The organism is Photobacterium frigidiphilum (assembly GCF_003025615.1).
Lineage (GTDB): Bacteria > Pseudomonadota > Gammaproteobacteria > Enterobacterales > Vibrionaceae > Photobacterium > Photobacterium frigidiphilum.
The window spans coordinates 47139-72275 of record NZ_PYMJ01000014.1 but is presented as its reverse complement, the minus strand read 5'-3'; the positions used below and the strand labels follow the sequence as shown (position 1 = coordinate 72275).

At 44.6% G+C, this 25137-nt stretch carries 23 protein-coding genes; 21 read left to right on the top strand and 2 right to left on the bottom strand.

From position 1 onward, the window contains the following. The 13 genes from iscX to C9J12_RS14810 all read left to right on the top strand — a co-directional run bounded on the left by iscX (nt 1) and on the right by C9J12_RS14810 (nt 13952). The gene (gene iscX / locus C9J12_RS14870) at nt 1–201 is read left to right on the top strand and encodes a Fe-S cluster assembly protein IscX (protein WP_107243433.1); all 201 of its coding nucleotides are present in this window, start codon (nt 1–3) and stop codon (nt 199–201) included. A gap of 375 nt (nt 202–576) precedes the next feature. Further along, the gene (gene pepB / locus C9J12_RS14865) at nt 577–1863 is read left to right on the top strand and encodes an aminopeptidase PepB (protein WP_107243432.1); all 1287 of its coding nucleotides are present in this window, start codon (nt 577–579) and stop codon (nt 1861–1863) included. A 115-nt stretch (nt 1864–1978) separates the two neighbouring features. Then, nucleotides 1979–3256, top strand: coding sequence for an aminopeptidase PepB (gene pepB, locus C9J12_RS14860; RefSeq protein WP_107243431.1), 1278 nt, complete (start codon nt 1979–1981; stop codon nt 3254–3256). Nucleotides 3257–3401: 145 nt separating this feature from the next. Further along, nucleotides 3402–3830: a nucleoside-diphosphate kinase gene (gene ndk / locus C9J12_RS14855; RefSeq protein WP_107243430.1), complete on the top strand. Its 429-nt coding sequence runs from the start codon at nt 3402–3404 to the stop codon at nt 3828–3830. A gap of 252 nt (nt 3831–4082) precedes the next feature. Beyond that, a complete protein-coding gene (locus tag C9J12_RS14850; protein ID WP_107243429.1) occupies nt 4083–5204 on the top strand; it encodes a bifunctional tRNA (adenosine(37)-C2)-methyltransferase TrmG/ribosomal RNA large subunit methyltransferase RlmN in 1122 nt (373 codons plus the stop codon). Nucleotides 5205–5243: 39 nt separating this feature from the next. Then, entirely contained in the window at nt 5244–5999 is a 756-nt protein-coding gene (gene pilW / locus C9J12_RS14845) for a type IV pilus biogenesis/stability protein PilW (protein ID WP_107243428.1), read from the top strand. Then, nucleotides 5989–6981 carry a cytoskeleton protein RodZ gene (gene rodZ / locus C9J12_RS14840; RefSeq protein ID WP_107243427.1) on the top strand — a complete coding sequence of 331 codons (993 nt, stop codon included), beginning with the start codon at nt 5989–5991 and terminating at the stop codon, nt 6979–6981. Before pilW ends, rodZ begins: the two co-directional genes overlap by 11 nt. A 12-nt stretch (nt 6982–6993) precedes the next feature. Further along, nucleotides 6994–8115, top strand: coding sequence for a flavodoxin-dependent (E)-4-hydroxy-3-methylbut-2-enyl-diphosphate synthase (ispG, locus tag C9J12_RS14835; RefSeq protein ID WP_006230816.1), 1122 nt, complete (start codon nt 6994–6996; stop codon nt 8113–8115). 95 nt (nt 8116–8210) lie between these two features. Beyond that, entirely contained in the window at nt 8211–9479 is a 1269-nt protein-coding gene (gene hisS, locus C9J12_RS14830; protein ID WP_107243426.1) for a histidine--tRNA ligase, read from the top strand. A gap of 13 nt (nt 9480–9492) precedes the next feature. Continuing rightward, nucleotides 9493–10104 (top strand): YfgM family protein, encoded by a 612-nt coding sequence (locus C9J12_RS14825; protein ID WP_011217520.1) that lies wholly within the window; start codon nt 9493–9495, stop codon nt 10102–10104. An 11-nt stretch (nt 10105–10115) separates the two neighbouring features. Beyond that, nucleotides 10116–11273 (top strand): outer membrane protein assembly factor BamB, encoded by a 1158-nt coding sequence (gene bamB, locus C9J12_RS14820; RefSeq protein WP_107243425.1) that lies wholly within the window; start codon nt 10116–10118, stop codon nt 11271–11273. A gap of 178 nt (nt 11274–11451) precedes the next feature. Beyond that, the gene (der, locus tag C9J12_RS14815) at nt 11452–12933 is read left to right on the top strand and encodes a ribosome biogenesis GTPase Der (protein ID WP_107243424.1); all 1482 of its coding nucleotides are present in this window, start codon (nt 11452–11454) and stop codon (nt 12931–12933) included. 143 nt (nt 12934–13076) lie between these two features. After that, nucleotides 13077–13952, top strand: a complete 876-nt coding sequence (locus C9J12_RS14810) for an alanyl-tRNA editing protein (protein ID WP_107243423.1) — start codon at nt 13077–13079, stop codon at nt 13950–13952. A 315-nt stretch (nt 13953–14267) separates the two neighbouring features. Here the strand turns inward: C9J12_RS14810 and C9J12_RS14805 are convergent, their stop codons facing one another. Next, nucleotides 14268–14516 carry a substrate-binding domain-containing protein gene (locus C9J12_RS14805; RefSeq protein ID WP_227876371.1) on the bottom strand — a complete coding sequence of 83 codons (249 nt, stop codon included), beginning with the start codon at nt 14514–14516 and terminating at the stop codon, nt 14268–14270. Between the two features lie 129 nt (nt 14517–14645). Between C9J12_RS14805 and C9J12_RS31720 the strand changes: the two genes are divergently transcribed. From C9J12_RS31720 to C9J12_RS14765, 8 genes are all read left to right on the top strand, one after another. Beyond that, nucleotides 14646–16034 (top strand): methyl-accepting chemotaxis protein, encoded by a 1389-nt coding sequence (locus tag C9J12_RS31720; RefSeq protein WP_107243422.1) that lies wholly within the window; start codon nt 14646–14648, stop codon nt 16032–16034. A gap of 15 nt (nt 16035–16049) precedes the next feature. Continuing rightward, nucleotides 16050–16418, top strand: a complete 369-nt coding sequence (locus tag C9J12_RS14795; protein WP_107243421.1) for a response regulator — start codon at nt 16050–16052, stop codon at nt 16416–16418. Nucleotides 16419–16432: 14 nt separating this feature from the next. Beyond that, nucleotides 16433–16735 carry an STAS domain-containing protein gene (locus C9J12_RS14790; RefSeq protein WP_107243420.1) on the top strand — a complete coding sequence of 101 codons (303 nt, stop codon included), beginning with the start codon at nt 16433–16435 and terminating at the stop codon, nt 16733–16735. Nucleotides 16736–16843: 108 nt separating this feature from the next. Next, nucleotides 16844–19084 (top strand): chemotaxis protein CheA, encoded by a 2241-nt coding sequence (locus C9J12_RS14785; RefSeq protein WP_107243419.1) that lies wholly within the window; start codon nt 16844–16846, stop codon nt 19082–19084. Between the two features lie 78 nt (nt 19085–19162). After that, a complete protein-coding gene (locus C9J12_RS14780) occupies nt 19163–19687 on the top strand; it encodes a chemotaxis protein CheW (protein ID WP_107243418.1) in 525 nt (174 codons plus the stop codon). A gap of 128 nt (nt 19688–19815) precedes the next feature. Then, nucleotides 19816–22611, top strand: coding sequence for a methyl-accepting chemotaxis protein (locus C9J12_RS14775; RefSeq protein WP_107243417.1), 2796 nt, complete (start codon nt 19816–19818; stop codon nt 22609–22611). A gap of 177 nt (nt 22612–22788) precedes the next feature. After that, a complete protein-coding gene (locus C9J12_RS14770; RefSeq protein WP_170111789.1) occupies nt 22789–23640 on the top strand; it encodes a CheR family methyltransferase in 852 nt (283 codons plus the stop codon). A 70-nt stretch (nt 23641–23710) separates the two neighbouring features. Then, entirely contained in the window at nt 23711–24787 is a 1077-nt protein-coding gene (locus C9J12_RS14765; RefSeq protein ID WP_107243415.1) for a protein-glutamate methylesterase/protein-glutamine glutaminase, read from the top strand. Nucleotides 24788–24844: 57 nt separating this feature from the next. Here the strand turns inward: C9J12_RS14765 and C9J12_RS14760 are convergent, their stop codons facing one another. Beyond that, entirely contained in the window at nt 24845–24967 is a 123-nt protein-coding gene (locus tag C9J12_RS14760; protein WP_322348879.1) for a family 1 glycosylhydrolase, read from the bottom strand. Nucleotides 24968–25137 lie beyond the last annotated feature (170 nt).

Below are 25137 nucleotides of genomic sequence, written 5' to 3'. Positions count from 1 at the left end.
ATGAGTTTAAAATGGATAGACTCTAGAGAAATAGCGATTGAACTGTCTGAGTTGTATCCAGATACGGATCCTAAGCTGATTCTTTTTACCGATCTTCGTCAATGGATTCTGGATCTAGAAGAATTTGATGATGACCCCAAGCACTGTAGTGAAAGGGTGTTAGAAGCCGTGCAAATGTGCTGGATGGAAGAAGAAGATTAATCGTTTACTTATTGTGGTTACTGAACAATTGCCCCACTTTTGATTGGGCAGTAAAAACAATATGATCTCGCTCTACATCCTGATGTAAACAACTTGTTTATGGTTAGATAACAGAGCAGAGTTAGTCAAAGAAATATAAAAGCGGACCTTATGGTCCGCTTTGTTGTATTTAAACCTGTCAATATCTTGTAAAACCGCACAATTACCCCCATAACTTGCTGTAAGCCTGCTTAAAGTGATTTGGCGAATGTCATTTACTTGTTATCAAAAAGCATATTGTTTATCGCGTGGGGATGATTAAAAGACAATGATTAGGTCTTTTCTATCTTGTCTCGATTGTGCTGATATCCTCATCAAGAATCCAAGGAATTTCTAATGTCTTCTATTATGTCTGTTTTCTTATCCCATGATGCTGCTGCAGAGCAATGGGGAACAAACGCGCTACTTTCTTTTTCTGCCGACGGTACAACGGTTCACCTCTGTGGTGATCAGCAGAGCACATTACAGCGTGCTGGCCGTAAATTGGATACACAAGGTATTAAGCAAGTTTCACTCGCGGGTAGTGAGTGGGACTTAGAAGCAATTTGGTCTTTCATTCAAGGACACCGTAATTCAAAGCCAGGTAACCAGGTTACTTGGGAAGGCTTAAATGCTGAAGATGAAGCTGAACTGCAGGCGCGCATAAAAACAACAAACTGGGTACGTGAAGTTATTAACCAATCGGCAGACGTTGTGCGCCCTTCACAGCTTGCGGCACGTGCGGGTGAATTTGTTAAGTCACTTGCACCAGAGCACGTAACGTACAAAATCATTAAAGGCAATGACTTGATTGATGAGGGTTGGATGGGCACGCACACTGTTGGTCGCGGTTCAGAGCGTTCAGCGGCAATGCTACGTCTAGATTACAACCCAACAGGCGATACTGATGCGCCTGTACACACCTGCATCGTGGGTAAAGGTATTACTTTCGATTCGGGCGGCTACAGCATGAAGCCTTCAGCAGGCATGACGGCAATGAAAGCCGATATGGGTGGCGCTGCAATGGCGACGGGTGGTTTAGCACTTGCGATTGCCCGTGGTAATAACAAGCGCATTAAATTGATCCTATGTTGTGCAGAGAACATGGTGTCGGGTCGTGCGGTTAAACTCGGCGACATCATTACTTATAAAAATGGTAAAACAGTTGAGGTGTTAAATACCGATGCTGAAGGCCGTTTAGTGCTTGCTGATGGTCTTATTTACGCAAGTAACCAAAACCCGGAAGTGATTATTGACTGTGCAACATTAACGGGTTCGGCGAAAAATGCACTGGGTAATGACTACCATGCATTACTCAGTTTCGATCAGGTATTATCACAAAAAGCATTAGCATCAGCGGCTGAAGAGCATGAAGGTTTATGGCCGTTACCATTAGCGGAAAATCACCGCGGAATGCTGTCATCAAACTTTGCCGACTTATCGAACATTTCAAGTGGTGACTTCTTGCCGGGTGCAAGTACTGCTGCAGCGTTCTTATCGTACTTTGTAACAGACTATAAGAAAGGTTGGATGCACATTGATGCAAGCGGCACTTACCGTAAGAGTGGCAACGACAAGTGGTGTGCTGGCGCAACGGGTATGGGTGTGCGTACATTGGCAAACATTTTAAATTCAGAAAGCTAAATACATCGAGTGTAGCAATCTATCGACCATCATGATGCTCCATGGTGGTCAGCAATGCTGAGTATTAAAACTCTCATATTACCAAAAACGTATAATTAAAATTTAAAGGCTTTTCATGTTAAGGATTACATTATCAGCGCAAGCCAGTTCAGGGGCTTGGGGAGAACAGGCATTACTCAGTTATAAAGAAGACGGCGCAGATATTCACTTTAGTGGTGATTTCCCATTACGTCGTATCCAGCAGGCTGCGCGTCAACTGCAATCGCAAGGTGCAACAAGCGTTAGCCTTGATGGCGAAGGTTGGAACTATGAGCGTCAGTGGGCATTCTATTGTGGTTTTGCTGCAACCATGACTCCTGTTGCAATTAAGTGGGCATCTATTGATGAAGATGAACTAGAACTGCTTAATGCGCGTCGTCGCAGTACTGATTGGGTACGCCAAGTAGTCAATGCTACACCAGAAGATATGTACCCTGAAAAGCTAGCAAATGATGCGATAGAGTTTTTATCATTTGTTGCGGGCGATAAAATACGCTATGAAATGCTAGTGGGTGATCAACTATTGGAAAACGGCTGGATAGGCACGCACAGTGTTGGTCGTGCAAGTAGTCGACCACCAGTCATGCTAACCCTCGATTACAATCCTACGGGTGATGACAATGCACCTGTGTCAGCATGTTTAGTCGGCAAAGGGATTACCTTTGATTCCGGTGGCTACAGCTTGAAGTCAAGTGCTGGCATGGTAACAATGAAATGTGACATGGGCGGTGCGGCAACAGTAACAGCGGCACTAGGTTATGCCATTGAGCAAGGTTTGAATCAACGTGTGAAGCTGATCTTATGCTGTGCTGAAAACATGGTTGCAGGTAATGCTTATAAACTGGGTGATGTGTTAACGTATAAAAACGGGTTAACCGTAGAAGTTGTTAATACTGATGCTGAGGGGCGCTTGGTGCTGGCTGACGGTTTAATTGCTGCAAGTGAAACCAAAACACCGCTGATCATCGATGCTGCGACCTTAACTGGTGCTGCTTTGATGGCGTTAGGCACCGATTACAATGCCATATTTGGTTTAGATAAGCCGCTGCTAATGAAGGCACAAGAGTTGTCAGAGTTGGTGAATGAGCCTGCATGGCCATTACCGCTTGAAAAATGGCATCAAAGCAATTGCCCTTCTCATTATGCGGATACAGCGAATAGCCGAACGCAAAAAGGTGGTGGAATGGGTGGTGCATCTAACGCAGCTGCTTTCTTATCACGTTTTGTTGATAACGAAACAAGCAGTTGGATTCACTTTGATTTAGCGGCTTGCTTCCGTGACAATGCTGATGGTCGTTGGGCTGCTGGCGCAACGGGATTAGGGGTTGCTAATATTGCAGCATTATTGTTGTAGTAATCACAAAGAAGGCAAGTTATTAACGCTATAGCTTGTCTAACCCAAAAAAACAGCACTGTAGAATTTTGTATCATTTAACACTACGTACTGTTTGATATATAGGCTTAGCCAAGAACGAATTGACTCAAAAGGAAGGATTATAATGACTATTGAAAAAACGTTTTCAATTGTAAAACCCGATGCTGTTAAGCGTAATTTGATTGGCGCTATTTATCAGCGTTTTGAAAACGCAGGCTTAAAAATAGTGGCATCAAAAATGGTTCATCTCGATGCGACAAAAGCACAGGGATTTTATGCTGAGCATGAAGAGAAGCCATTTTTTAATGAGCTCGTGGAATTCATGACATCGGGCCCTGTGATGGTACAGGTACTCGAAGGTGAAAATGCGATTTATAGTTACCGTGAATTAATGGGCAAAACTAACCCAGAAGATGCGGCGTGTGGCACGATTCGTTCAGATTTTGCATTAAGTATGCGTTATAACTCAGTACATGGTTCTGATAGCCCAGAATCAGCGGCACGTGAAATAGCCTATTTCTTTACAGAAGATGAAATTTGTCCTCGTGACTAACAATTGATTAAATTTCATACAAAACAGATTATTAACGGGAAGCTTCGGCTTCCCGTTGTCATTTTTGCTTTGCATAAGGTGTTTTTTCGCTGAAGTTACGTGCCATTGCTAAAATAACCTTAGTGCTTACAAGTGGAAACAGGCAGGCAAAGGCTGTACAATTTCGCGCCTTGAATTGTCCTATTACACGCAATCATACTTTTAAGATTGCCAAGGCATAGAATCCGTCATTTTTTAATGAGGCAACAACCGATGACAACAGTCAAAACTAATCTACTGGATTTAGATCGCAAAGGGTTGCGTACATACTTTGCAGAAGAGCTGAATGAAAAAGCCTTCCGTGCTGATCAAATCATGAAGTGGATCTACCAATTCGGTTGTGATGATTTCGATCAAATGACGAATATCAATAAGAAGCTTCGTGAAAAACTTAAGCGCGTTGCTGAAATCCGTGCACCGCATGTTTCGGAAGCACAACACTCAGTTGATGGCACCATTAAATGGGCTATGCGTGTTGGCGATCAAGATGTTGAAACTGTCTATATTCCTGATGGTGATCGTGCAACCTTGTGTGTTTCTTCGCAAGTAGGTTGTGCGCTTGCATGTACTTTTTGTTCAACTGGTCAACAGGGCTTCAACCGTAATTTACGTGTATCTGAAATTATTGGTCAGGTATGGCGTGCAGCAAAAGAAATTGGTATCGAAAAAGATACGGGTCGTCGTCCTATCACCAACGTTGTAATGATGGGAATGGGTGAGCCACTTCTTAATATGAAAAACCTGATCCCAGCATTAGAAATTATGCTGGATGATATCGGCTTTGGTTTGTCTAAACGTCGTGTCACTGTTTCTACATCAGGTGTTGTTTCAGGTCTTGATCAGATGACGGGTAAGATTGATGTTGCTTTGGCTATTTCTTTGCACGCCCCAACCGATGAATTGCGTTCTCAGATCATGCCAATTAACGATCGATTCAATATCGCGACCTTCCTAGAGTCTGTTGGCCGATACATTGAGCAATCAAATGCGAACCGCGGTCGTGTAACGGTTGAATATATTTTGTTAGATCATGTTAATGATGACATGGAACATGCGCGTCAGTTAGCAGTATTGCTAAAAGATACGCCCGCAAAGATTAATCTTATTCCATTTAACCCGTACCCTGGGTCACCATACCGTAAACCGAGTAATTCACGTATTGACCGTTTCATGAAAACGCTTATGGAATATGACTTTACAGTTACAGTACGTAAAACGCGTGGTGATGATATTGATGCAGCTTGTGGGCAATTAGTTGGTGATGTGATTGACCGCACGAAACGCACACAAGTTAAGCAACATGATGGTGAACAAATCCCGGTTAAAACGGTCTAAAAACAGACCTATAGACAAGGATGTCGATGTGAGATAAAAATGGTTAAATGGACGTTGTACCCATTATTGTGTAGTTTATTGGTAGGCTGTATAACAGTCCAAGAAACGGGCAATAAGAAAGAATTTAATCGTATCGATGCATCTGAGGCCAGGATCGCTCTTGGTCTTAGCTATTTAAATGATGGTCAATGGCAACGAGCAAGAGAAAACCTTGAAACAGCATTAAAGTATGCTCCTAGGTATTATCGTGCTCAAAATGCAATGGCATATTACTTTCAGACTGTGGATGAGAATGACGCTGCTGAAAGTATGTATAGAAAAGCATTACGAGATTCACCAAAAAATGGCGATGTTTTAAATAACTATGGTGTATTCTTGTGTAGTGAGCAACGTTACGACGATGCCATCAAAGCCTTTGAAAAGGCAATTAAACAACCGTATTATTATTTGATATCTGCCAGTTATGAGAATGCAGGTTTGTGTAGCCTTAAAAAAGGTGATAGTTCACAAGCACAATTTTATTTTAAAAAATCGCTCTCTCATGACCCGTACAGACCAAAATCTATTTTGCAGCTGGCGCAACTTGAAATTGAATCTGATAATTTTAAAGATGCACGCGTCATGCTTTTTAAATTTAACAAGAGATATGGGTATAAAGCGGATAGCTTGTGGCTACTCATTCAGTTAGAAAATCAGGCTGGACGATTAACAGAAGTGGATAAGTATGCCGTTTTGCTTAAAGAGCAGTTCCCAGACTCTCAGCAATATCAGAAATATCTAGCCAATGAATATTAAAGAGAACGAAGAGAATTCAACAGAAGAAATGATTCGTCCAGGGGATATGCTGCGACAAGCGCGTGAAAAGCTAGGCTACTCTCAAAAAGATATTGCCAGCCGTTTACGCCTTAAACTTTCTGTTATTAATAATATTGAAGACAACATTTTTGAAGAATCTCAAGTAGCCACGTTTACGCGTGGTTATGTGTGTTCATATGCTAAATATGTTGGCTTAAATGAAAAAGAAATACTGGCTAAGTTGGATCTGCTTGGCCATGCGCAGCCTAAAGAACAAGAAATGCAAAGCTTTTCTCGTCGAACAAAGCGTGAAGCACATGATAGTCGAATTATGGGTATTACTTGGGGTGTTGCGGCGATTATCATCGGTCTAACCGCTGCATGGTGGTGGCAAAGTGAGCAGTTAGAGTCGGGTACTGACTTATCAACGGTTTCTAGTGAGCTGTCTCAACCGTTAGATGAATCTATAGCCAATTCTGACTTATCTGATCCGACGATAACGGGTATATCTGCTTCTGACATTAATGCTGCAGCTGAAGGTACCGTTGTTACCGCAAGCGAACCTGAAACTGTGTTATCAGCCACCAATGATAGTGATTTGATTTCTGCTGTTGATGATGAAGTTTCAATTTCAAACCCATCAACAGTCATTAATGCGGGTAGCGATAACGACAGTTTTGTGGCAGAGCAAGCATCAGATGTCATATCAGAAAGTGCAGAGAGCACAGATGATGGTGCCATTGTTTCGGATTTAAAGTTGAGCTTTGCCGGAGACTGCTGGATTGATGTTCGTGACGCGAATGGTAAGCGTCTTGATACCGGTATTAAGAAAACGGGTGATGTGCTGAATTTAAATGGCGCAGCACCGTTTAAAGTTGTACTTGGTGCGCCGGGTGTTGTCGAAATGACTTACAAAGGCGAACCTGTTGATCTTAGCGTGTATCCTACTGGTAAAGTCGCAAGATTTAAGCTTCCGCTGTAAAGAGAATATGTAATGCATAGTGAATCTCCAATTATACGTCGACAATCCACTCGCATTTATGTCGGCGATGTGCCGATTGGTGATGGTGCACCGATTGCAGTTCAATCGATGACGAATACGCTCACCACAGATGTTGCAGCAACAGTTGCGCAGATAAGAGCATTAGAAAAAGTCGGTGCAGATATTGTGCGCGTGTCTGTTCCCACAATGGATGCAGCAGAAGCGTTTAAGCTTATCAAGCAGCAGGTCAATATACCGCTGGTTGCTGATATTCATTTTGATTACCGCATTGCACTAAAAGTGGCTGAATACGGTGTTGATTGTTTACGTATTAACCCAGGTAATATTGGTAACGAAGAGCGTATACGTTCTGTTGTTGAATGTGCCCGCGATTATGATATTCCTATCCGAATCGGCATTAATGGTGGTTCGTTAGAAAAAGAAATCCAACTGAAATACGGTGAACCTACGCCTGATGCACTTGTTGAATCAGCAATGCGTCATGTCGACATTCTAGATCGCTTGAACTTTGACCAATTCAAAGTGAGCGTGAAAGCGTCTGATGTTTTCTTAGCCGTTGAATCATACCGTCGATTAGCAAAGCAGATTAAACAACCCTTGCACTTAGGAATTACCGAAGCGGGTGGTGCGCGTGCAGGATCCGTTAAATCAGCCGTTGGTTTAGGCATGCTTCTAGCTGAAGGTATTGGTGATACGTTACGTATTTCACTAGCCGCCGATCCGGTTGAAGAAATCAAAGTTGGTTTTGATATTCTTAAATCACTACGTATTCGTTCTCGTGGTATTAACTTTATTGCTTGCCCAACATGTTCTCGTCAAGAGTTTGATGTTATTGGTACAGTTAACGAGCTAGAACAACGCTTAGAAGACATTACGACTCCAATGGATGTCTCCATTATCGGTTGTGTCGTCAATGGCCCTGGTGAAGCGGAAGTTTCCCATTTGGGTGTTGCAGGCAGTAGCCGTAAAAGCGCATTTTATGAAGATGGCATTCGTCAAAAAGAACGATTTGATAACGATAATGTCATTGATCAGCTAGAAACAAAAATCCGCGCAAAAGCAGCGATGTTGGACGTTAATAACCGCATTAACGTACAAGAAGTAGAGAAATAAACCGAAACCGCCCTCTGATTGTCAGGGAGCGGTTCACTATTTCCTTTATAACCTTTATATTCGACTCAATTCCCCGTCGGTAAACGAGAAAAAACGTGGCGAAACAAATTCAAGCAATTCGAGGCATGAACGACTGCCTACCTACACAATCTGCCCTATGGCAAAAAGTGGAAGGTACAATTAAGCAAGTAGTAAGCGCATATGGTTATAACGAAATTCGTATGCCTATCGTTGAATCAACGCATTTGTTTAAGCGTGCTATCGGTGAAGTCACCGATGTTGTTGAAAAAGAAATGTACACCTTTGAAGACCGTAACGGTGACAGCCTAACCCTTCGTCCTGAAGGTACTGCTGGTTGTGTTCGTGCGGGTATTCAAAACGGTTTGCTGTATAACCAAGAGCAACGTTTATGGTACATCGGTCCGATGTTCCGTTATGAACGTCCTCAGAAAGGTCGTTACCGCCAATTTCATCAGGTTGGTGTTGAAGTCTTTGGTCTGAATGGCCCAGATGTTGATGCTGAATTGATCATGATGACAGCTCGCCTATGGCGTGAGTTAGGCATCAATCAACATGTTCGCCTAGAGCTGAATTCAATTGGTTCTTTAGAAGCTCGTGCGACATACCGCGAAGCATTGATTGCATTCTTAGAACAGCATTTAGATGTGCTTGACGAAGATTGTAAGCGTCGTATGCACACGAATCCATTACGCGTGCTTGATACTAAAAATCCAGCTGTACAAGAAATTTTGGTTGATGCACCGAAGCTTTCTGAGTACTTAGATGACGATTCTAAAGCACATTTTGCTGGTTTATGTGAACTATTAGACGCTGCTGGTATCGAATATCAAGTAAATGAACGCCTTGTACGTGGTTTAGATTACTATAACCGTACCGTATTCGAATGGATTACTGAAAGCCTAGGTGCCCAAGGTACTGTTTGTGGCGGTGGTCGTTATGATGGCTTAGTTGAACAACTTGGCGGCAAAGCAACACCTGCAGTTGGTTTTGCTATGGGTGTTGAGCGTTTAGTTTTACTGATGGAAACGCTTGAACTGGCAGACGTTCGTCGCTCAGTTGATGCTTATGTCGTTACTGTTGGTGAGGGCACGATGATGGCTGGAATGAAACTGGCTGAAAAGCTACGTGAAAATATTCCCGGCTTACGTGTTATGAACCACTTCGGTGGTGGTAATTTTAAAAAGCAATTTAAACGTGCTGATAACGTAGGCGCAGCTATTGCACTGGTTCTTGGTGAGAATGAAATCGCTGATAATACTGTGGTAGTAAAAGATCTCCGTGGTGGTGAGCAAACAACCATGGCACAGGATGAAGTAGCTGCAAAGTTGGCTGAATTGATTTAAGAGAGGACAGGAAGTGGAAGTCTACGAGACCGAAGAACAACAGGTTGAAGCACTTAAATCATGGTGGAAAGAGAACGGTAAAGCCGTTGTTCTTGGTGCTGTGATTGGTTTGGGTGGTCTTTATGGCTGGCGTTATTACCAAGGTGAAGTTCAAACAACAAAAGAACTTACATCTGATGCTTATTCACAGGTAATGACGACTCTCGATAGTGGCAGCGAAAATGCTGTTGCTGATGTACAAGCGTTTATTTCGGCAAATGAAAGCAGCCAGTACTCAGTACTTGCTGCGCTTCAACTGGCGAAAACACAAGTCGAGCTTAGTGATTTAGACGGTGCTATTAAGCAGCTAACTTGGGCTATTAGCCAAACTAAAGATCAAGCAATCTTGCCTCTTGCACAGACGCGTCTTGCACGTATTTATGCAGAGCAACAGAAATTCGATGAAGCGCTTGCTGAGCTTGATAAAGTAACAGCGACAAGCTGGCAATCAAAAATTGCTGAGCTACGCGGTGATATCTTATTGCTTAAAGGCGATGTTATTGCTGCTCGTAAAGCTTACATAAGTGCACAGCAACTTGGTGCCTCGCCTGCATTGCAGATGAAGCTTGATGATCTAGCTCAGTAAGGCGGATGACTATGCAAAAAGTGTTTAAGCGAGCTTTAATTGTTGCGCTAACGCTTGGTATTCTTGCTGGCTGTGCTAGTGAAGAAGATACGAATCAGATGGCACCATTGCCTGTTGTTGAGAATACAATCGCATCAACACAAGTTTGGAGTCAGACTATTGGTGATGGCGTAGAAGGTTACTTCTCTCGATTATCTCCAGCTATCGGTTATGGCAAAATCTTTGCGGCTGATCGAAATGGTCTTGTTAAAGCACTTGATCCTGAAAACGGTAAAGTGATTTGGCAACAAGACTTACAAGGCGACGTAACGGCTAAGCTTGCTGGTGGTATTACGCTTTCTTACGGTAAATTATTCATTGGTACAGAAAATGCGGATGTCATTGCATTGGATGAAGAAACTGGTGAAGAAATTTGGCGCACAAAAGTTGAAGGCGAAGTACTAGCAAAACCGCTTGTTGATAATGGCATGGTGGTAGTTAATACCAGCCGTGGTGTGTTACAAGCGCTTGATGCTGAAACTGGTGAAGCAAAATGGCAGCTAAGCAGTGAAGTACCAACACTGACATTGCGTGGTGATAGTTCACCAGTAGCGATTTCAGGCGGTATTTTCTGGGGACAGGCCAATGGTCGTCTTGCTGGTGCATTGATGAATACTGGTCAAATGCTATGGCAGCAACCTATTGGTTCACCAAAAGGTGCTACAGAGATAGATCGTTTAGTTGATGTTGATGCAACCCCCGTTATTGCCGGTGAGCGTTTATATGCTTTAGGTTACAACGGTGCGTTAGTTTCAATTGAACTGCGTAGTGGTCAAGTTGCTTGGAAGCGAGCTTACTCATCAGCGACAGATTTCGCTATTGATGGTAGCCAGTTATACTTAGTAACAGACAAAGATCACATTGTTGCAGTAGATACACGTAGTGGCACAGAACTTTGGCAAAATAAAGATCTGGAATATCGCTTACTAAGTGCACCTGCTCTGATTTCTGGTTACTTAGTATTAGGTGACAGTGAAGGTTATCTTCATTGGTTAGACCCATATACTGGTGAGTTTGTTGCTCAACAAGCAACAGATGGTAGTGGTTTTGCTATACCGCCAATTGCTTTAGATGATGGCTATCTAGTTGTGACTCGTGATGGTAAAATCAACAAAATGCAAATGCCGTAATTAATCGGTATAATGCAGTGAAAATTTTGTCGGCTCCTGCTGTTTCGAACAGTCAGGAGCCGTTGTTGTTATACCTATTCGCATATTATTGTCGGATGAAGGCTGCGCTATAATGTCAGCTGGAGGCAAGAATGAATGGGACAATTGTCTGTAAGACACTAAAAAGTAAGAGGTACTTATGATTCCTGTTGTTGCCCTAGTTGGGCGCCCTAACGTAGGTAAATCGACGTTATTCAACCGTCTTACCCGCACAAGGGATGCGCTGGTTGCTGATTTTCCTGGCCTAACAAGGGATCGTAAATACGGCAGAGCAGAGCTAGAAGAGCACGAATTTATTGTTATTGATACCGGCGGTATTGATGGCACTGAAGAAGGTGTTGAAACAAAAATGGCTGAACAGTCATTAGCCGCGATTGAAGAAGCAGATGTTGTACTGTTTCTTGTTGATGGTCGTGCTGGTCTGACTGTGTCTGATGAAGCGATTGCAAAGCACCTTCGTAGCCGTGACAAACCCACCTTTCTTGTTGTAAACAAGATTGATGGTATTGATGCTGATAGTGCTTGTGCTGAATTCTGGAAACTAGGCGTTGATGCGATGTATCAAGTTGCTGCAGCACATAACCGTGGTGTAACAGCGTTGATGGAGCGTGCATTAGCCCCATTTGCAGATTCATTGAAAGGTGACGATGAAGAAGGTCTGATTGATTTATCTTCAGTAGAAGACATCGAAAAAGCAGATCTGACGGAAGAAGATGCAGAAGCCGCTTACAAACGTTTGCAAGAGCAGCCTATTAAGCTAGCGATCATTGGTCGTCCTAACGTAGGTAAATCAACACTAACTAACCGTATTCTTGGTGAAGAACGTGTTGTTGTGTATGACATGCCAGGTACGACGCGAGATTCTATCTACATTCCAATGGAACGTGATGGGCAAGAATACGTACTGATTGATACTGCAGGTGTTCGTCGTCGTAAGAACATGAACCAAGTAGTTGAAAAGTTCTCTGTTATTCAGACCCTAAAAGCAGTTGAAGATGCGAACGTTGTTTTGCTTATCATTGATGCTCGTGAAAACATTTCGGACCAAGATTTAAGTCTATTAGGTTTTGTTCTTAATTCAGGTCGTTCACTTGTACTTGCTGTTAACAAGTGGGATGGGCTTGATAATGAAGTGAAAGAGCGCGTTAAATCAGAATTAGATCGCCGTTTAGGTTTCATTGATTTTGCTCGTATTCACTTTATTTCAGCATTGCATGGTACAGGTGTTGGTCACTTATATGATTCAGTTATTGAAGCATATAAGTCAGCAACTAAGCGTATTAGTACATCGCTTCTAACACGTATTATGCAAATGGCTCAAGATGATCACCAACCACCAATGGTTCGTGGACGTCGTGTGAAGTTAAAGTATGCACACGCAGGTGGCTACAACCCACCAATTATCGTTATTCACGGTAATCAGGTTAATGATCTGCCATCATCATACAAGCGCTACTTAATGAATTACTACCGTCGTTCATTAGAAATGATGGGTACGCCAATTCGTATTCAATTCCAGAATAGTGAAAACCCATTTGAAACAACGAAGCAGAAATTAACTGTTTCTCAAGAACGTCAGCGTAAGCGTTTAACGGGTATGCTTCACGGTCGCCGTAAGTAACTTGTTTTATTAATCGCGAATCGATTGAAATACCCAGCCTTGTGTTGGGTATTTTTTTATCTGGTACTTATACCAACCTAAATCAGTATCTGTTCATTTTGGTATTATCTCGATCAATACCATAATAAAGAAAGGCTCAAAATATGTCTGATGTTACACCAACCCACGTATTATTTACGGTGCCACAATGGCAAACAGAAGCTGAAATTCAGCTATGTAAACCAGCCACTTCACGTGGCGTATATGTGGTAACAGATCGCACCTGTTTTCATCCTGTTAGTCATATTTGGCCAGATCACCCTGCAGATAAAGGTACTATTGCCTTGAGAGGTAGTTGCTTTGATGTGGCCGGTTGTTTTACTGGTGCCGTTGATTTAGCGACGAATACGCTTTATGTCGGTACAGATATTCCCGTTAAACGTGATGCATCGGGTTGGACGTTTGTTGTGGTGCATTATATTGCTGAAGACGTTCAATGGAGCAAGGGAGATACAGTCACCTTGTCGGTTGATAAGGCTTATCAACAGGCATTAAGCCGTGGTCATAGCGCAGGACACCTTTCTTCTTTAGCGCTCAATAAAGTGCTACATAGTGATTATTGGCGTAAGGATGCTTCACGTAAAGATGAATTAGGTCATTATGATTTTCACAGTTACGCTCAGCAGCAGAGCATTGTAAGTGAAGATAAAAGTACAGATACCTATCGGTTAGGTAAAACATTACGTAAACGCGGGCTAAATACGGCTGATATGCTAGCTAATTTAGTTGCGTTAACTGAGCTGATTAACCAGCAGCTAGAAACTTGGCGCCAGAGTGGCGCAGCGGTAGTGATGCGTCGTGAAGGCATGCAGTTAACCGATTCACGTTACTGGCAATGTGATTTAGGGGAGAAGGAAATGATTGAAATTCCATGTGGTGGCTCTCATATACAATCTCTTGCTGAATACAGTGCGCTATATGTTCAGTTCGAACATATTAGCGATCAGGAATTGGTTATGATTACCCATACAAAACCATAGTTTTTTTTAATGGAATTTAATACTAATTAAAAATCGCCAGTGGGCGATTTTTTCATTTTTGAATATGAAGTACGCTACCCCAAATATTGGTTAATATCTTGTTATTGAACGCAAAAACGTTCGTAAATAGAGTGGACTATTATCGATAGATGAGAATTGATTCAATATATAGCTATATCTGGATCTTTCACTTAAATAACTCTAATGTGGTTTTTTATCCTGTGTAAAATCCATATACAGCATATGTAACTTATGCTTTCGGGATGCGTGTTCATAAATGTTCTTTTGGCACCAGATCGCTGATCACAATCCTTTTCACAAATGATCAACTGATTCACGAACGATCAAGTTGCCTGAAAATAGAGCAATAGTGCTGATCTCTTGCTTATCGATTAACTGTAATGCCTGCTTGATTGCGGTATATGCCATTTCTTCCACCGGAAGCATGATTGTGGTTAAACTCGGAATAGTGAACTCACCCGCAGGATCATTATCAAAGCCTAATACTGAAATATCTTGAGGTACCTGTAATCCTGCATCGTGTAACGCCCGGATAGCACCCATTGCCATTGGCTGATATGACAGGCTTGAAGAATATTTTTAGCTAAGTCGATAGCGATAACATTATTAGTCAGCATATTGGAATCTTCGTTTTTAGTCTCACTCTGCTAAGTCTAGATTGGCAAAGGAGGGATGTTCGCGCATTACCGGTTACTCCCATTTGTGAGCGTTGCGCAAAATTTTTCGGTTGAGGTGCGTGGAATATTTTGTGATAGAGCCCATTATTTATTGAATAATTCAATTTATCCTAATTATATATGCCTATACTTCCATATCAATTTTAGATTAGTTGCTAAATTATTTTATAAATCAAGCAGGTGGGGCTTTATGGAAAGAAGCCGTTTGTTCTGGATACCCATAGGGCTAACGCTCGTTGCGGCTGTTGGCCTAATACTTATTGGTCATGCAAGCCTAATTGCTTACATGGTTAGTGGTGGTCTGGTGATTGCTGGCTATCTTGCTGCCCGATTTTTACAATCCGGGCATGAGGTTGCTGTTGCAAATGCACAGAAACAAGAAAGGAAAGAATCACAGGTAAAACTGCAGCATGCGCAAGAACAACTGACGCGCTTGGTTGAACTTTGTTTACAAGTATTGCCAATATGGCAAAGGCAGCTGTGTACGGTAAGGCTGCAGACTGAAACCGAAATCACGGCCTTGTCACAGCGCTTTTCCGAGATCATTTCCGAACTAGATAAGGCAGTGACAGAGTCTCAGCATGCTGCCGGGGGAGGGCAAGATAACGGCCAGCATGGGGTGATTGCAGTACTCAGTGACAGTGAGAACCTCCTCAACCAGGTCATTACCCAGTTGCGATCGACCATGCAGGCCAAAGAAAAGATGTTAGCTCAGGTTAGTCACTTGGCCAGTTATACCGAAGAATTAGACAAGATGGCGGTCGATGTGGCCAAGATTGCTGATCAGACCAACTTACTGGCGCTGAATGCCGCTATTGAAGCGGCCAGGGCGGGCGATCAAGGCCGTGGTTTTGCTGTGGTGGCAGGTGAAGTGCGTAACTTGTCACAGCTGTCAGGGGAAACCGGTAAACATATTCGTGACAAGGTGTCGATGATTAACCAGGCAATAGCAGATACGGTGAACATTGCAGAGCAGAGTGCACATCAGGATGCTCGGGCTGAAGCCGCTTCAGAAACCAATATTGAATCAATTCTTGCCAATTTTAATCGACTTGCCTCTGATCTGAGTGGCTCGGCCTCATTGCTACAAGATAAAAACCGGGATATCCAACAGGAGATATCTGGCGTCATCGTTTCTTTGCAGTTTCAAGATCGCGCCAGTCAAATTATCACCCAGGTAGAGATGAACCTTGACAAGTTGCAAGCTGAGATCACCGATTATGAATCAGAACAGCATAACGGTGATGAGGCGCATCGGCTTGATGTCTCAACCTGGTTGAATGAGATGAAGCAAGATTATGTGGCCCAGGAACAACATATCAATCATGAAGAAAACAAGGCGACAACCGCCTCTTCACATGATGCTGAGATAACTTTCTTTTAATCCTCGGAGAGTGCTATGACGAAAACAATTTTGATTTTGGATGATTCGGCTCCGATCCGTCAGGTCGTAGGCATTGCGCTCCGAGGGGCTGGATATCAGGTGATTGAAGCGAAAGATGGCATAGACGGTATTGAGAAATTGAATGGCCAGAAGCTCAATTTGATCATTACTGATGTCAACATGCCAAGAATGGATGGTATCACCTTCGTAAAAGAGGTGAAAAAGATGCCTCGTTATAAATTTACTCCCATCATTATTCTGACCACCGAATCACAGGATAATAAAAAGCAAGAGGGCAGGGCCGCGGGAGCCAAAGCCTGGGTTGTTAAACCGTTTCAGCCGCCTCAACTATTGAATGCGGTCGCCAAACTGATTTTACCTTGAGGTGAGGACAACAGATGGATATCACCATAAAACAGGAACAGGTCGGGCAGGAATGTAAGCTGAGCCTGACAGGCGAAATGTCTATTTATAGTGTCACCGAGCTAAAACCCCGCTTGCTGGCTTACTTACACGAAAATCAATCAGTATTGTTTGATCTGACTGAGGTGAGTGAAATGGATACGGCTGGTATACAGCTGTTGTGGCTGTGTCACCAGGAGGCGGGTAAGGCGTTAGCGATTGCTGGCATCAGCTCTGCCGCCCTGGAGGCCATTACTTTGTTGCGACTTGAGCGGCAGTTCAATTTACAACCCGTGTAGTTAGTCGGTTTTCATTGGCTCATTATTGATACCAACCGGAACAATTATCTGCCCTTTCATTCTCGCTGAATGGCCAGACTATTATCCCAATTGGTATAAGGAGGGAAAATGGATGAGATGGAACAAGCCAAAGAGATGTTTGTCGATGAGAGCCTAGATTTGCTGCAGGAGATGGAGTCGGCATTAAACCAGTTAAAAGCAGCTCCCGAGAATGGTGAGATGATCAATCTGGTATTTCGGGCTGCTCACACCATCAAAGGATCGGCCGGATTGTTCGGCTTTGATGGGATCGTTGCTTTTACTCATACCGTGGAAAACGTGCTGGAGCAGGTCAGAGCCGGTGAACGGCTGTGTGATGATGCACTGATTGCTTCCTTATTAGGTTGCCGAGATCATATTGAAAGCTTGATTGAGCAGCTTGGCAGAGAGACACAAGAGCTGGATGAACGCGGGCGAGGATTACTGGCGCGGTTAGCTGAGTTGACCGCTAACAAGCCGAGCCTGATTGAAAATGCCCAAAATGCTGTGCGGCAGCATGATGCGGAGAGTCCTGAGATTGTCCAGGATCTGGCCTGCAGGTATGTCGATAATGCGTACTGGCACCTTTCACTACGATTTGGCAAGGATGTGTTGCGTAATGGAATGGATCCACTCTCTTTCCTTCGTTACCTCTCCTCTTTAGGTGAGATTATCGATCTCGTTCCTCTGTTTCACACCTTGCCCGGTGGCAGTGAAATGGACCCCGAATCCTGTTATCTCGGGCTGGAGCTTCAGCTCGACAGCGACACTGATAAATCTACCCTGATGTCGGTATTTGAATTTGTTGCCGATGAATGTCAGATACATATTATTCCCCCCCATAGTGAGCTTCAGCAATATGTGCAGTTAATTAGTGATCTGGCAGTTAATGATCAAGGAGCTATTGATCCGGCACATGAAGCTATCAGCTTAGGACAGGTACTACTGCGTTGTGGTGCGCTGACGCTAGATGAACTGAATATGATCATGAACCGACCGGAAGAACTAGAGCAGGTCTCTTCGCCGGAAACAGAGGTAGCCAAGCCGGAGCTGACAGTCGATGTTGTATCTGATGATGAGCAGATAAAGCAGCCCCTCACTTCCACGACGGACAACAAACCAGCCAAAGTCACGGAATCAAAACGTCAGGAAAGCCGAAGTCTGCGGGTTGATGCCCACAAGTTGGATCAATTGATTAATCTGGTTGGCGAACTGGTCATTGCCGGTGCGAATACCAGCTTGCTGGCCCGACAGAATGGTGAACCTGAATTGGTAGAATCGAGTGCCATCGTATCCCTGCTGGTAGAGGAGATCAGAGGATTGTCGCTGCATTTAAGAATGATACCGATAGATGACACCTTTAAACGATTTCATCGTGTTGTGCGTGAGATCAGTCGTGATTTAGGCAAAGAAATCCGGTTGAAAATTGAGGGTGGTGATACCGAACTTGATAAGGGGGTGGTGGAAAAAATTGCCGATCCTCTGATGCACCTGGTCAGGAATGCGATTGACCACGGCATTGAAGCTAAAGAATTGAGGCTTGCAAAAGGTAAATCGGCGACAGGTACTGTGACATTACGCGCTTATTATGATTCAGGCAGCATAGTGATTGAAGTCTGTGATGATGGTGGTGGCATTGACCCGCTTAAGGTCAGGGCCAAAGCCATTGAGAACGGGTTAATTAATGCCGAACAAAAGCTAAGTGATCAAGAGGCATTAAGGCTGATCCTGGAAGCGGGTTTAACCACAAAAACGGCAGTGAGCGATCTCTCGGGCAGAGGCGTGGGCATGGATGTGGTCAAGCGGAATATAGAAGCATTGCAAGGCAGCATTGAAGTAGAGAGCCAAAAAGGGGAAGGCTCCTTGCTACGCTTGCGTTTGCCCCTGACGCTTTCAATTATTGATGGCTTTGCGGTCGGTGTGGGTACATCCACTTATGTTATTCCTCTGGATGCTGTCGTGGAGTGTATCGAATACAACGAACAACTCAGCCCAAATGGCAATTATGTCAACTTACGGGGGGGAATTCTGCCTTTCATTAACCTGCAAAGACAATTTAAAGAAAGCCACATCGAAGTAAAACAAAGGAACATTGTCGTTGTACAGAGTGGGGTGCAAAAAGCGGGGTTTGTGGTTGATCAGCTGCAGGGTGAGTTGCAAACCGTGATCAAGCCGTTGAGCAAGATATTCTCGCAACTTAGCGGGATCAGTGGATCAACCATTCTCGGCAGTGGTGAGGTTGCGATGATCCTAGATGTGCCAGCCTTGATCCGTGAGGCAGAAACGCGTCGGTCGTCTTGCCATGTTAGCGACGAGATGGCGGTGCAGTAAGGGATATTACTCGGCAGTAAGGGAAAGCACTGCCGATGGAACTAGAACCAGGTGAAGCATTTTGGTAAGGGGTGTGTTATGACGCAAAACTTAAACCTGAAAAAGTCCAGAACTCGGGAGGATAAAGAGGAGGTTGTGGCATTGGAACAGCAGCAGTTTTTGACATTTTTACTGCGAGAAGAGTTGTTCGCCATCAATATCCGCCCGATCAAAGAGATCATTGAGTATGGACAGCTGACAAAGGTACCTATGGTTCCTGAGTTTGTCCGCGGGGTGATTAATGTTCGGGGCAATGTGGTGCCCATTATTGATTTGTCGATGCGCTTCGGCTGGCCGACCACGCTTGTGACCAAGCGCAGCTGTATTGTGATTGTCGAAGTAGAGAGTGAAGGCGAGAGCCTTGAAATTGGTGTTCTAGTTGATGCTGTGAGTGAAGTTATCGATATTTCGCTGACAGATATCGAGCCGGCTCCCAGCTTTGGTGCCAAGCTTCGCACTGACTTTATCCAGGGGATGGGGAAAGTGAACGATGAATTCATTGTCTTACTGAATGTCAGCCATGTGCTGTCAGTTGATGAATTATCATCGCTAGAGTCGTTGTAAAAGGAAACTACACCCGCGCTGTAATAGTTTGTTTTACCATCGTTTCTAGAATAACCCGCGTGCTGAATAGTGCCGTGGAACAGGTGATTTTTTAAGAAACCATAACCGGATTAATCCAGGGAGGCGTTATGCTTCGTTTTAGTGACATCAGGATGAGACCTAAGTTGATCGGCCTGTTTTTGTTGGTCAGTCTTATTCCACTAGCTATTGTCGTATCTATTGCAGTTAAATCAGCCGCGAATGCGTTGACGGCTGAGTCCAATGATCAGTTGATCGCAATGCGTGAAGTCAAAAAGGCCCAGATAGAAAGTTACTTTGAAGAGCGCCAGAGCGATCTTAGTGTCTTGGTTGATTCCGTCGACAATCTGCGTGTCAGTACACTGGACTCGCTGTACGCAGCCAAAGAGAGTAAGCGTATTCAGATTGAGGGTTATTTTCAGGAAATGCAGGATGATATTATTATTCTTGCTGAAAATAGCGCGATATCAGAGGCGCTGTCAGGGTTTGATACGGCGTATCAAAATGAAGGCATGCAAGTCGGCGGCGAGGCCTGGCTGGCTGTGGATAACCAGTATGGGCAGTGGTTGAGTCGCTATAAAGAGCATTATGGCTTCTATGATCTGTTCCTGATTAATGTTGATGGTGAGATTGTCTACTCGGTTGCCCAGGAAGCTGACTTGGGGCAGAACATCAAAACGGGCACATTGCGAGACAGTGGAATTGGCCACCTTTTTAGCCAGGCACAATCTGCTGTCGCGATTGAAGATTTCGCCCCTTATGCCCCTTCTGATAATCAACAGTCGGCATTTATTGGTGCGCCAGTCATCAAGAATGGTGAGCTGAAGGGTGTGCTCATTATGCAGATACCGACAGAGGAGATCGATGCCATTGTACAGCGAGATGACAATCTCGGAGAGACGGTACAGACGTATTTGGCGGGCAAGCAAGACGGTAAAGTCACATTGCGAAGCAATTTTGTTAATGGTGACGGGGCAGAGCGCCTGATTGGTATGCCAGTGAGCGAACGTTTTGTTGAAGAGGCACTAACGGGCAAGTATGTTGGTGATATTTATAAAGATCGCAGCGGAAAGCTAAAGCTGGTATCAGCCTCTCCGTTGGAGGTTCATGGACTGAGCTGGGCGCTGATCTCAACCATTGATCTGGAAGAAGCGTTTACTAGCAAAAAGGCAGGTGGGACGACTGATTTTCTGGCTGACTATAGTCAGAAATATGGTTATTACGATCTGTTCCTGATCCATCCTAAGGGAGAGGTGTTCTATAGCGTAACCCATGAAGCCGACTACCAGTCCAATATGATTGATGGCAAGTATGCAGATTCTAACTTAGGCCAACTGGTTCGCCAGGTATTGCAAAGCCGACAATACGGGTTGGCTGATTTTACCCCTTATGCCCCAAGTAATGGTGAGCCGGCTGCGTTTGTCGCACAACCGGTGATTGAGAATGGCGAGATTCAGCTGGTTGTGGCTGTTCAGCTTCCGCTGGAACCGATCAATGCCATCATGCAGCAACGGAGCGGCATGGGAGAGACGGGTGAAACTTATCTGGTCGGTATGGATAAGCGAATGCGTTCCGACTCTTTTCTTGACCAGGAAGGGCGCTCTGTCATGGCTTCTTTTGCCGGTACTGTTGGGCGTAATGGTGTCGATACCCAGGCCAGTAATGCGGCCTTAGCCGGTGAGACCGATATTCAACAGGTAATAGACTATAACGGTAATAGCGTATTATCTGCTTATACCCGGGTAAATATCGGTGATACCCATTGGGCCCTGCTGGCCGAAATTGATGAAGCTGAGGTGAATGAACCTATTTATAGCCTGCTTATACTGGTTGGACTGGTTATTGCGGTCGCGATTGTAGTGATTATCCTGGTGGCTATGCTGGTCGCTTCGAGCATCACCCGTCCGCTGGCATCGGCATTACAAGTTGCAGAGGCGATGGCCAATGGCGATCTGAACAGCCGGATCGAAACGAGCAGTAAAGATGAAACTGGCCAGTTACTACGCCGTATGGGGCATATGAGCAACAGGTTGCGTCAGATCGTGGGTGATGTAAACAACAATGCAAACGGTCTTGCCAGTGCTTCTGAAGAAATTAGTGCAACGGCGCAGTCACTGAGCCAGGCAGCCAGTGAACAGGCGGCCAGTGTGGAAGAAACCAGTGCGTCTCAGGAGCAAATTGCCGCATCGGTCCAGCAGAATGCCGAAAATGCCAAAATAACCGATGATCGTGCGACTAAAGCAGCATCGCAGGCCAAAGAGGGTGGAAGCGCTGTAACCGAAACGGTTACCGCAATGAAAGAGATTGCTCAGAAAATCAGTATCATTGAAGACATCGCCTATCAAACCAACTTACTGGCATTAAATGCAGCCATTGAAGCGGCAAGAGCTGGTGAGCATGGTAAAGGATTTGCTGTGGTTGCGGCTGAAGTGCGAAAACTTGCCGAGCGCAGTCAGGTCGCAGCGCAGGAGATCAGCAACCAGGCCGGAGACAGTGTTCAAGTTGCCGAGCAGGCAGGCCGTTTACTTGATGAGATAGTGCCGAGCATCACCAAGACCGCAGAGCTGGTGCAGGAGATTGCGGCAACATCGGATGAGCAAGCCAGTGGTGTCACTCAGATCAGTGTTGCGATGGGCCAGATGGATCAAGTGACTCAGCAAACCGCTTCTTCTTCAGAAGAATTGGCATCGACTGCTGAGGAGATGAGTGCCCAGGCTGAGCAGTTACAGCAGCTGATGAGCTTCTTTAAAATAGATGAGCAACAAGCCGAAGGGGTTGAGCCTCATTCATTAAAGGTAGTCGGAAACCATGCCCAGTCTCCGTCAGTATCGGTTATAAAAAGACCAGCCAGAAAGCTGGGAAGCAAACATCAGGAGCTGATAGAGGAGGATTTTGAAGCTTTTTAACGCTTATATTAGAAGCTAATTTTAAAGCAATTGAGCCTTGTGGCCTGATCACGGTCACAAGGCATTTATACCCAAGCCACCTCAAAATTCTCGCTGAACTCTGCATCTTGAGGTGGTTTGGGTATAACCGGGGGGAAGGAGTTGTCTTTTCCGGTTATGGCAGAAAAGGAGAACGCCATGAACTGTAAAAGCGCGGCCCTGAACAAGCCAGAGGAATTATTCACTAAGGACGCCATATCCGACTGGGAATTTGCACGGTTTCAGCAATTAATTTACGACCTGGCCGGCATCACCCTGGGGAATAACAAAAAAGTCTTGGTGGTCAGCAGGCTGGCCTGTCGGCTCAGACACTTTTCTTTAAATAGCTTTGCTGATTACTATCGGCTGTTAATGGACGATACGTTGGCAGGGGAGTTGCAGATAGTGGTTGATCTGCTGACCACCAATGAAACTCACTTTTTCCGAGAGCCGAAACACTTTGGGTTTATACAAAGAGAGATACTGGCTAAGAGATCACCGCAACAGCCGTTGCGTTGCTGGAGCGCCGTCTGCTCAACGGGAGAAGAGCCGTACAGTCTGGCTATGTTACTGGCGAGCACCTTTGGCGATGAAGCGGATTGGATGGTGTTAGGTTCTGACATTAATTCGCAAGTATTAGAAAATGCATGCTGCGGGCAATATCCGAGTTCGCGGCAAAGCGAAATCCCGACTCGTTACTTGCAGCAATATTGCTTAAAAGGTGTCCGTTCACAGCAAGGCTCTTTTTTAATCAATAGCCAACTGCGCCAGCATGTTCACTTTAAGCAGATTAATCTCAATGGCTCGCTGCCTTCGTTGGGAACATTTGATTTTATCCTGTTACGCAACGTACTGATCTATTTTTCAGCGGAAACCAAGCAAGCCGTTATTTTGCGAATAGTGCCCTTACTCAAGTCAGGAGGGTATTTATTCGTTGGCCATTCGGAGACGATAAATGGGATCAGTGATCAACTGCGTCTTATCAAGCCCAGCATTTATCAAAAGTTATGATACCAATCATATTAAATGATTGTGCAATAAGCTGAGTTGGTTTGCTGGAGAGTTCTTTTAGGTGGGTCATATGGAAAGAAAAAAAATCAAGGTAATGGTCGTTGATGACTCAGCCGTTGTGCGTCAGGTGGTTTCTTCAGTATTGAAGAGTGACAGTGAGATTGAAGTCTGCGGCGCTGTCGCTGATCCCCTGTTTGCGATGACACGAATGCGAATGCAGTGGCCTGATGTGATCGTACTCGATATTGAGATGCCCCGTATGGACGGGATTTCATTTCTTAAAAAGATCATGGCTGAGCGGCCAACGCCAGTGGTGATCTGCTCCACATTGACCGAAAAAGGGGCGGATACCACGATGCAGGCAATTTCGGCCGGTGCGGTTGAAATCATTACTAAACCCAAGGTAGGCCTGAAAGGTTTCCTGCATGACTCAGCCAAAGTATTGATAAATGCTGTTAAAGCTGCCAGCCGTGCAAACCTGAAGCCGCTTCAGCGCGCGATGGCATCCAATCTGAAAGTCACTCCAAAACTCAGTGCCGACGCTGTGTTGGCGGAGGGCAAGACATCGCGGCTTAAAACCACAGAACAGCTTGTGGCAATAGGTACGTCTACTGGCGGCACTCAGGCGTTAGAGGTGGTGTTGAAGGCGCTGCCGCGAGTTTCACCGGGGATCGTGATAGTGCAGCATATGCCGGAGAAATTCACTGCCGCCTTTGCCGAGCGACTCGACAGCCTTTGCGAGATCAGCGTAAAAGAAGCTAAGCATAAAATGCGCGTGCTTCCTGGCCAGGCTTTGATTGCGCCTGGGGGCAAACACATGCTGTTAAAGCGTAGTGGTGCTCAATATTATGTCGAAGTTATTGATGGCCCTTTAGTGAGTCGTCACCGTCCTTCTGTAGATGTGTTATTTCGCTCGGTAGCTCAATCGGCAAGTGGGAATGCGCTGGGGATCATCATGACTGGCATGGGGGATGATGGCGTCAAAGGAATGCTGGAGATGCGACGGGCAGGAGCCGTTACTCTGGCGCAAGATGAAGCCAGTTGTGTGGTCTACGGCATGCCCAAAGAAGCGGTTAAGTGCGGCGCGGTTGAACGCAGCTTGTCACTCTCGGAAATACCGCAAGCTATTCTCGACTGCATTCATTGAGATAAATTAAACCTGTTGCTATTTAGTGAAAGAACTGAGCAAATAAATTGCATTACATTAAGCCCAAATGGAAGGCTCTTTACCATCTACGTTATGGGCTCCTTCCACTTGATAGGCGGCAGATGCAGCTCCCCATAAAAAGTTATCAGGAAACGCTGAGCTGATTTTGTTGGTCGACATAGCAAGCTTACCTTTAGGTCATTAAGCGGAATGTGATGGACAGATAGACAATATCGCAATAATGTGATCATGCTCAAGATAAAGTCTGCTTATGAGTTGGATCAAAGGATCGATCTAGACTTAATAATTTTGTTTGTGCTTGATTATATGATCACTCATCATGCAGGTAG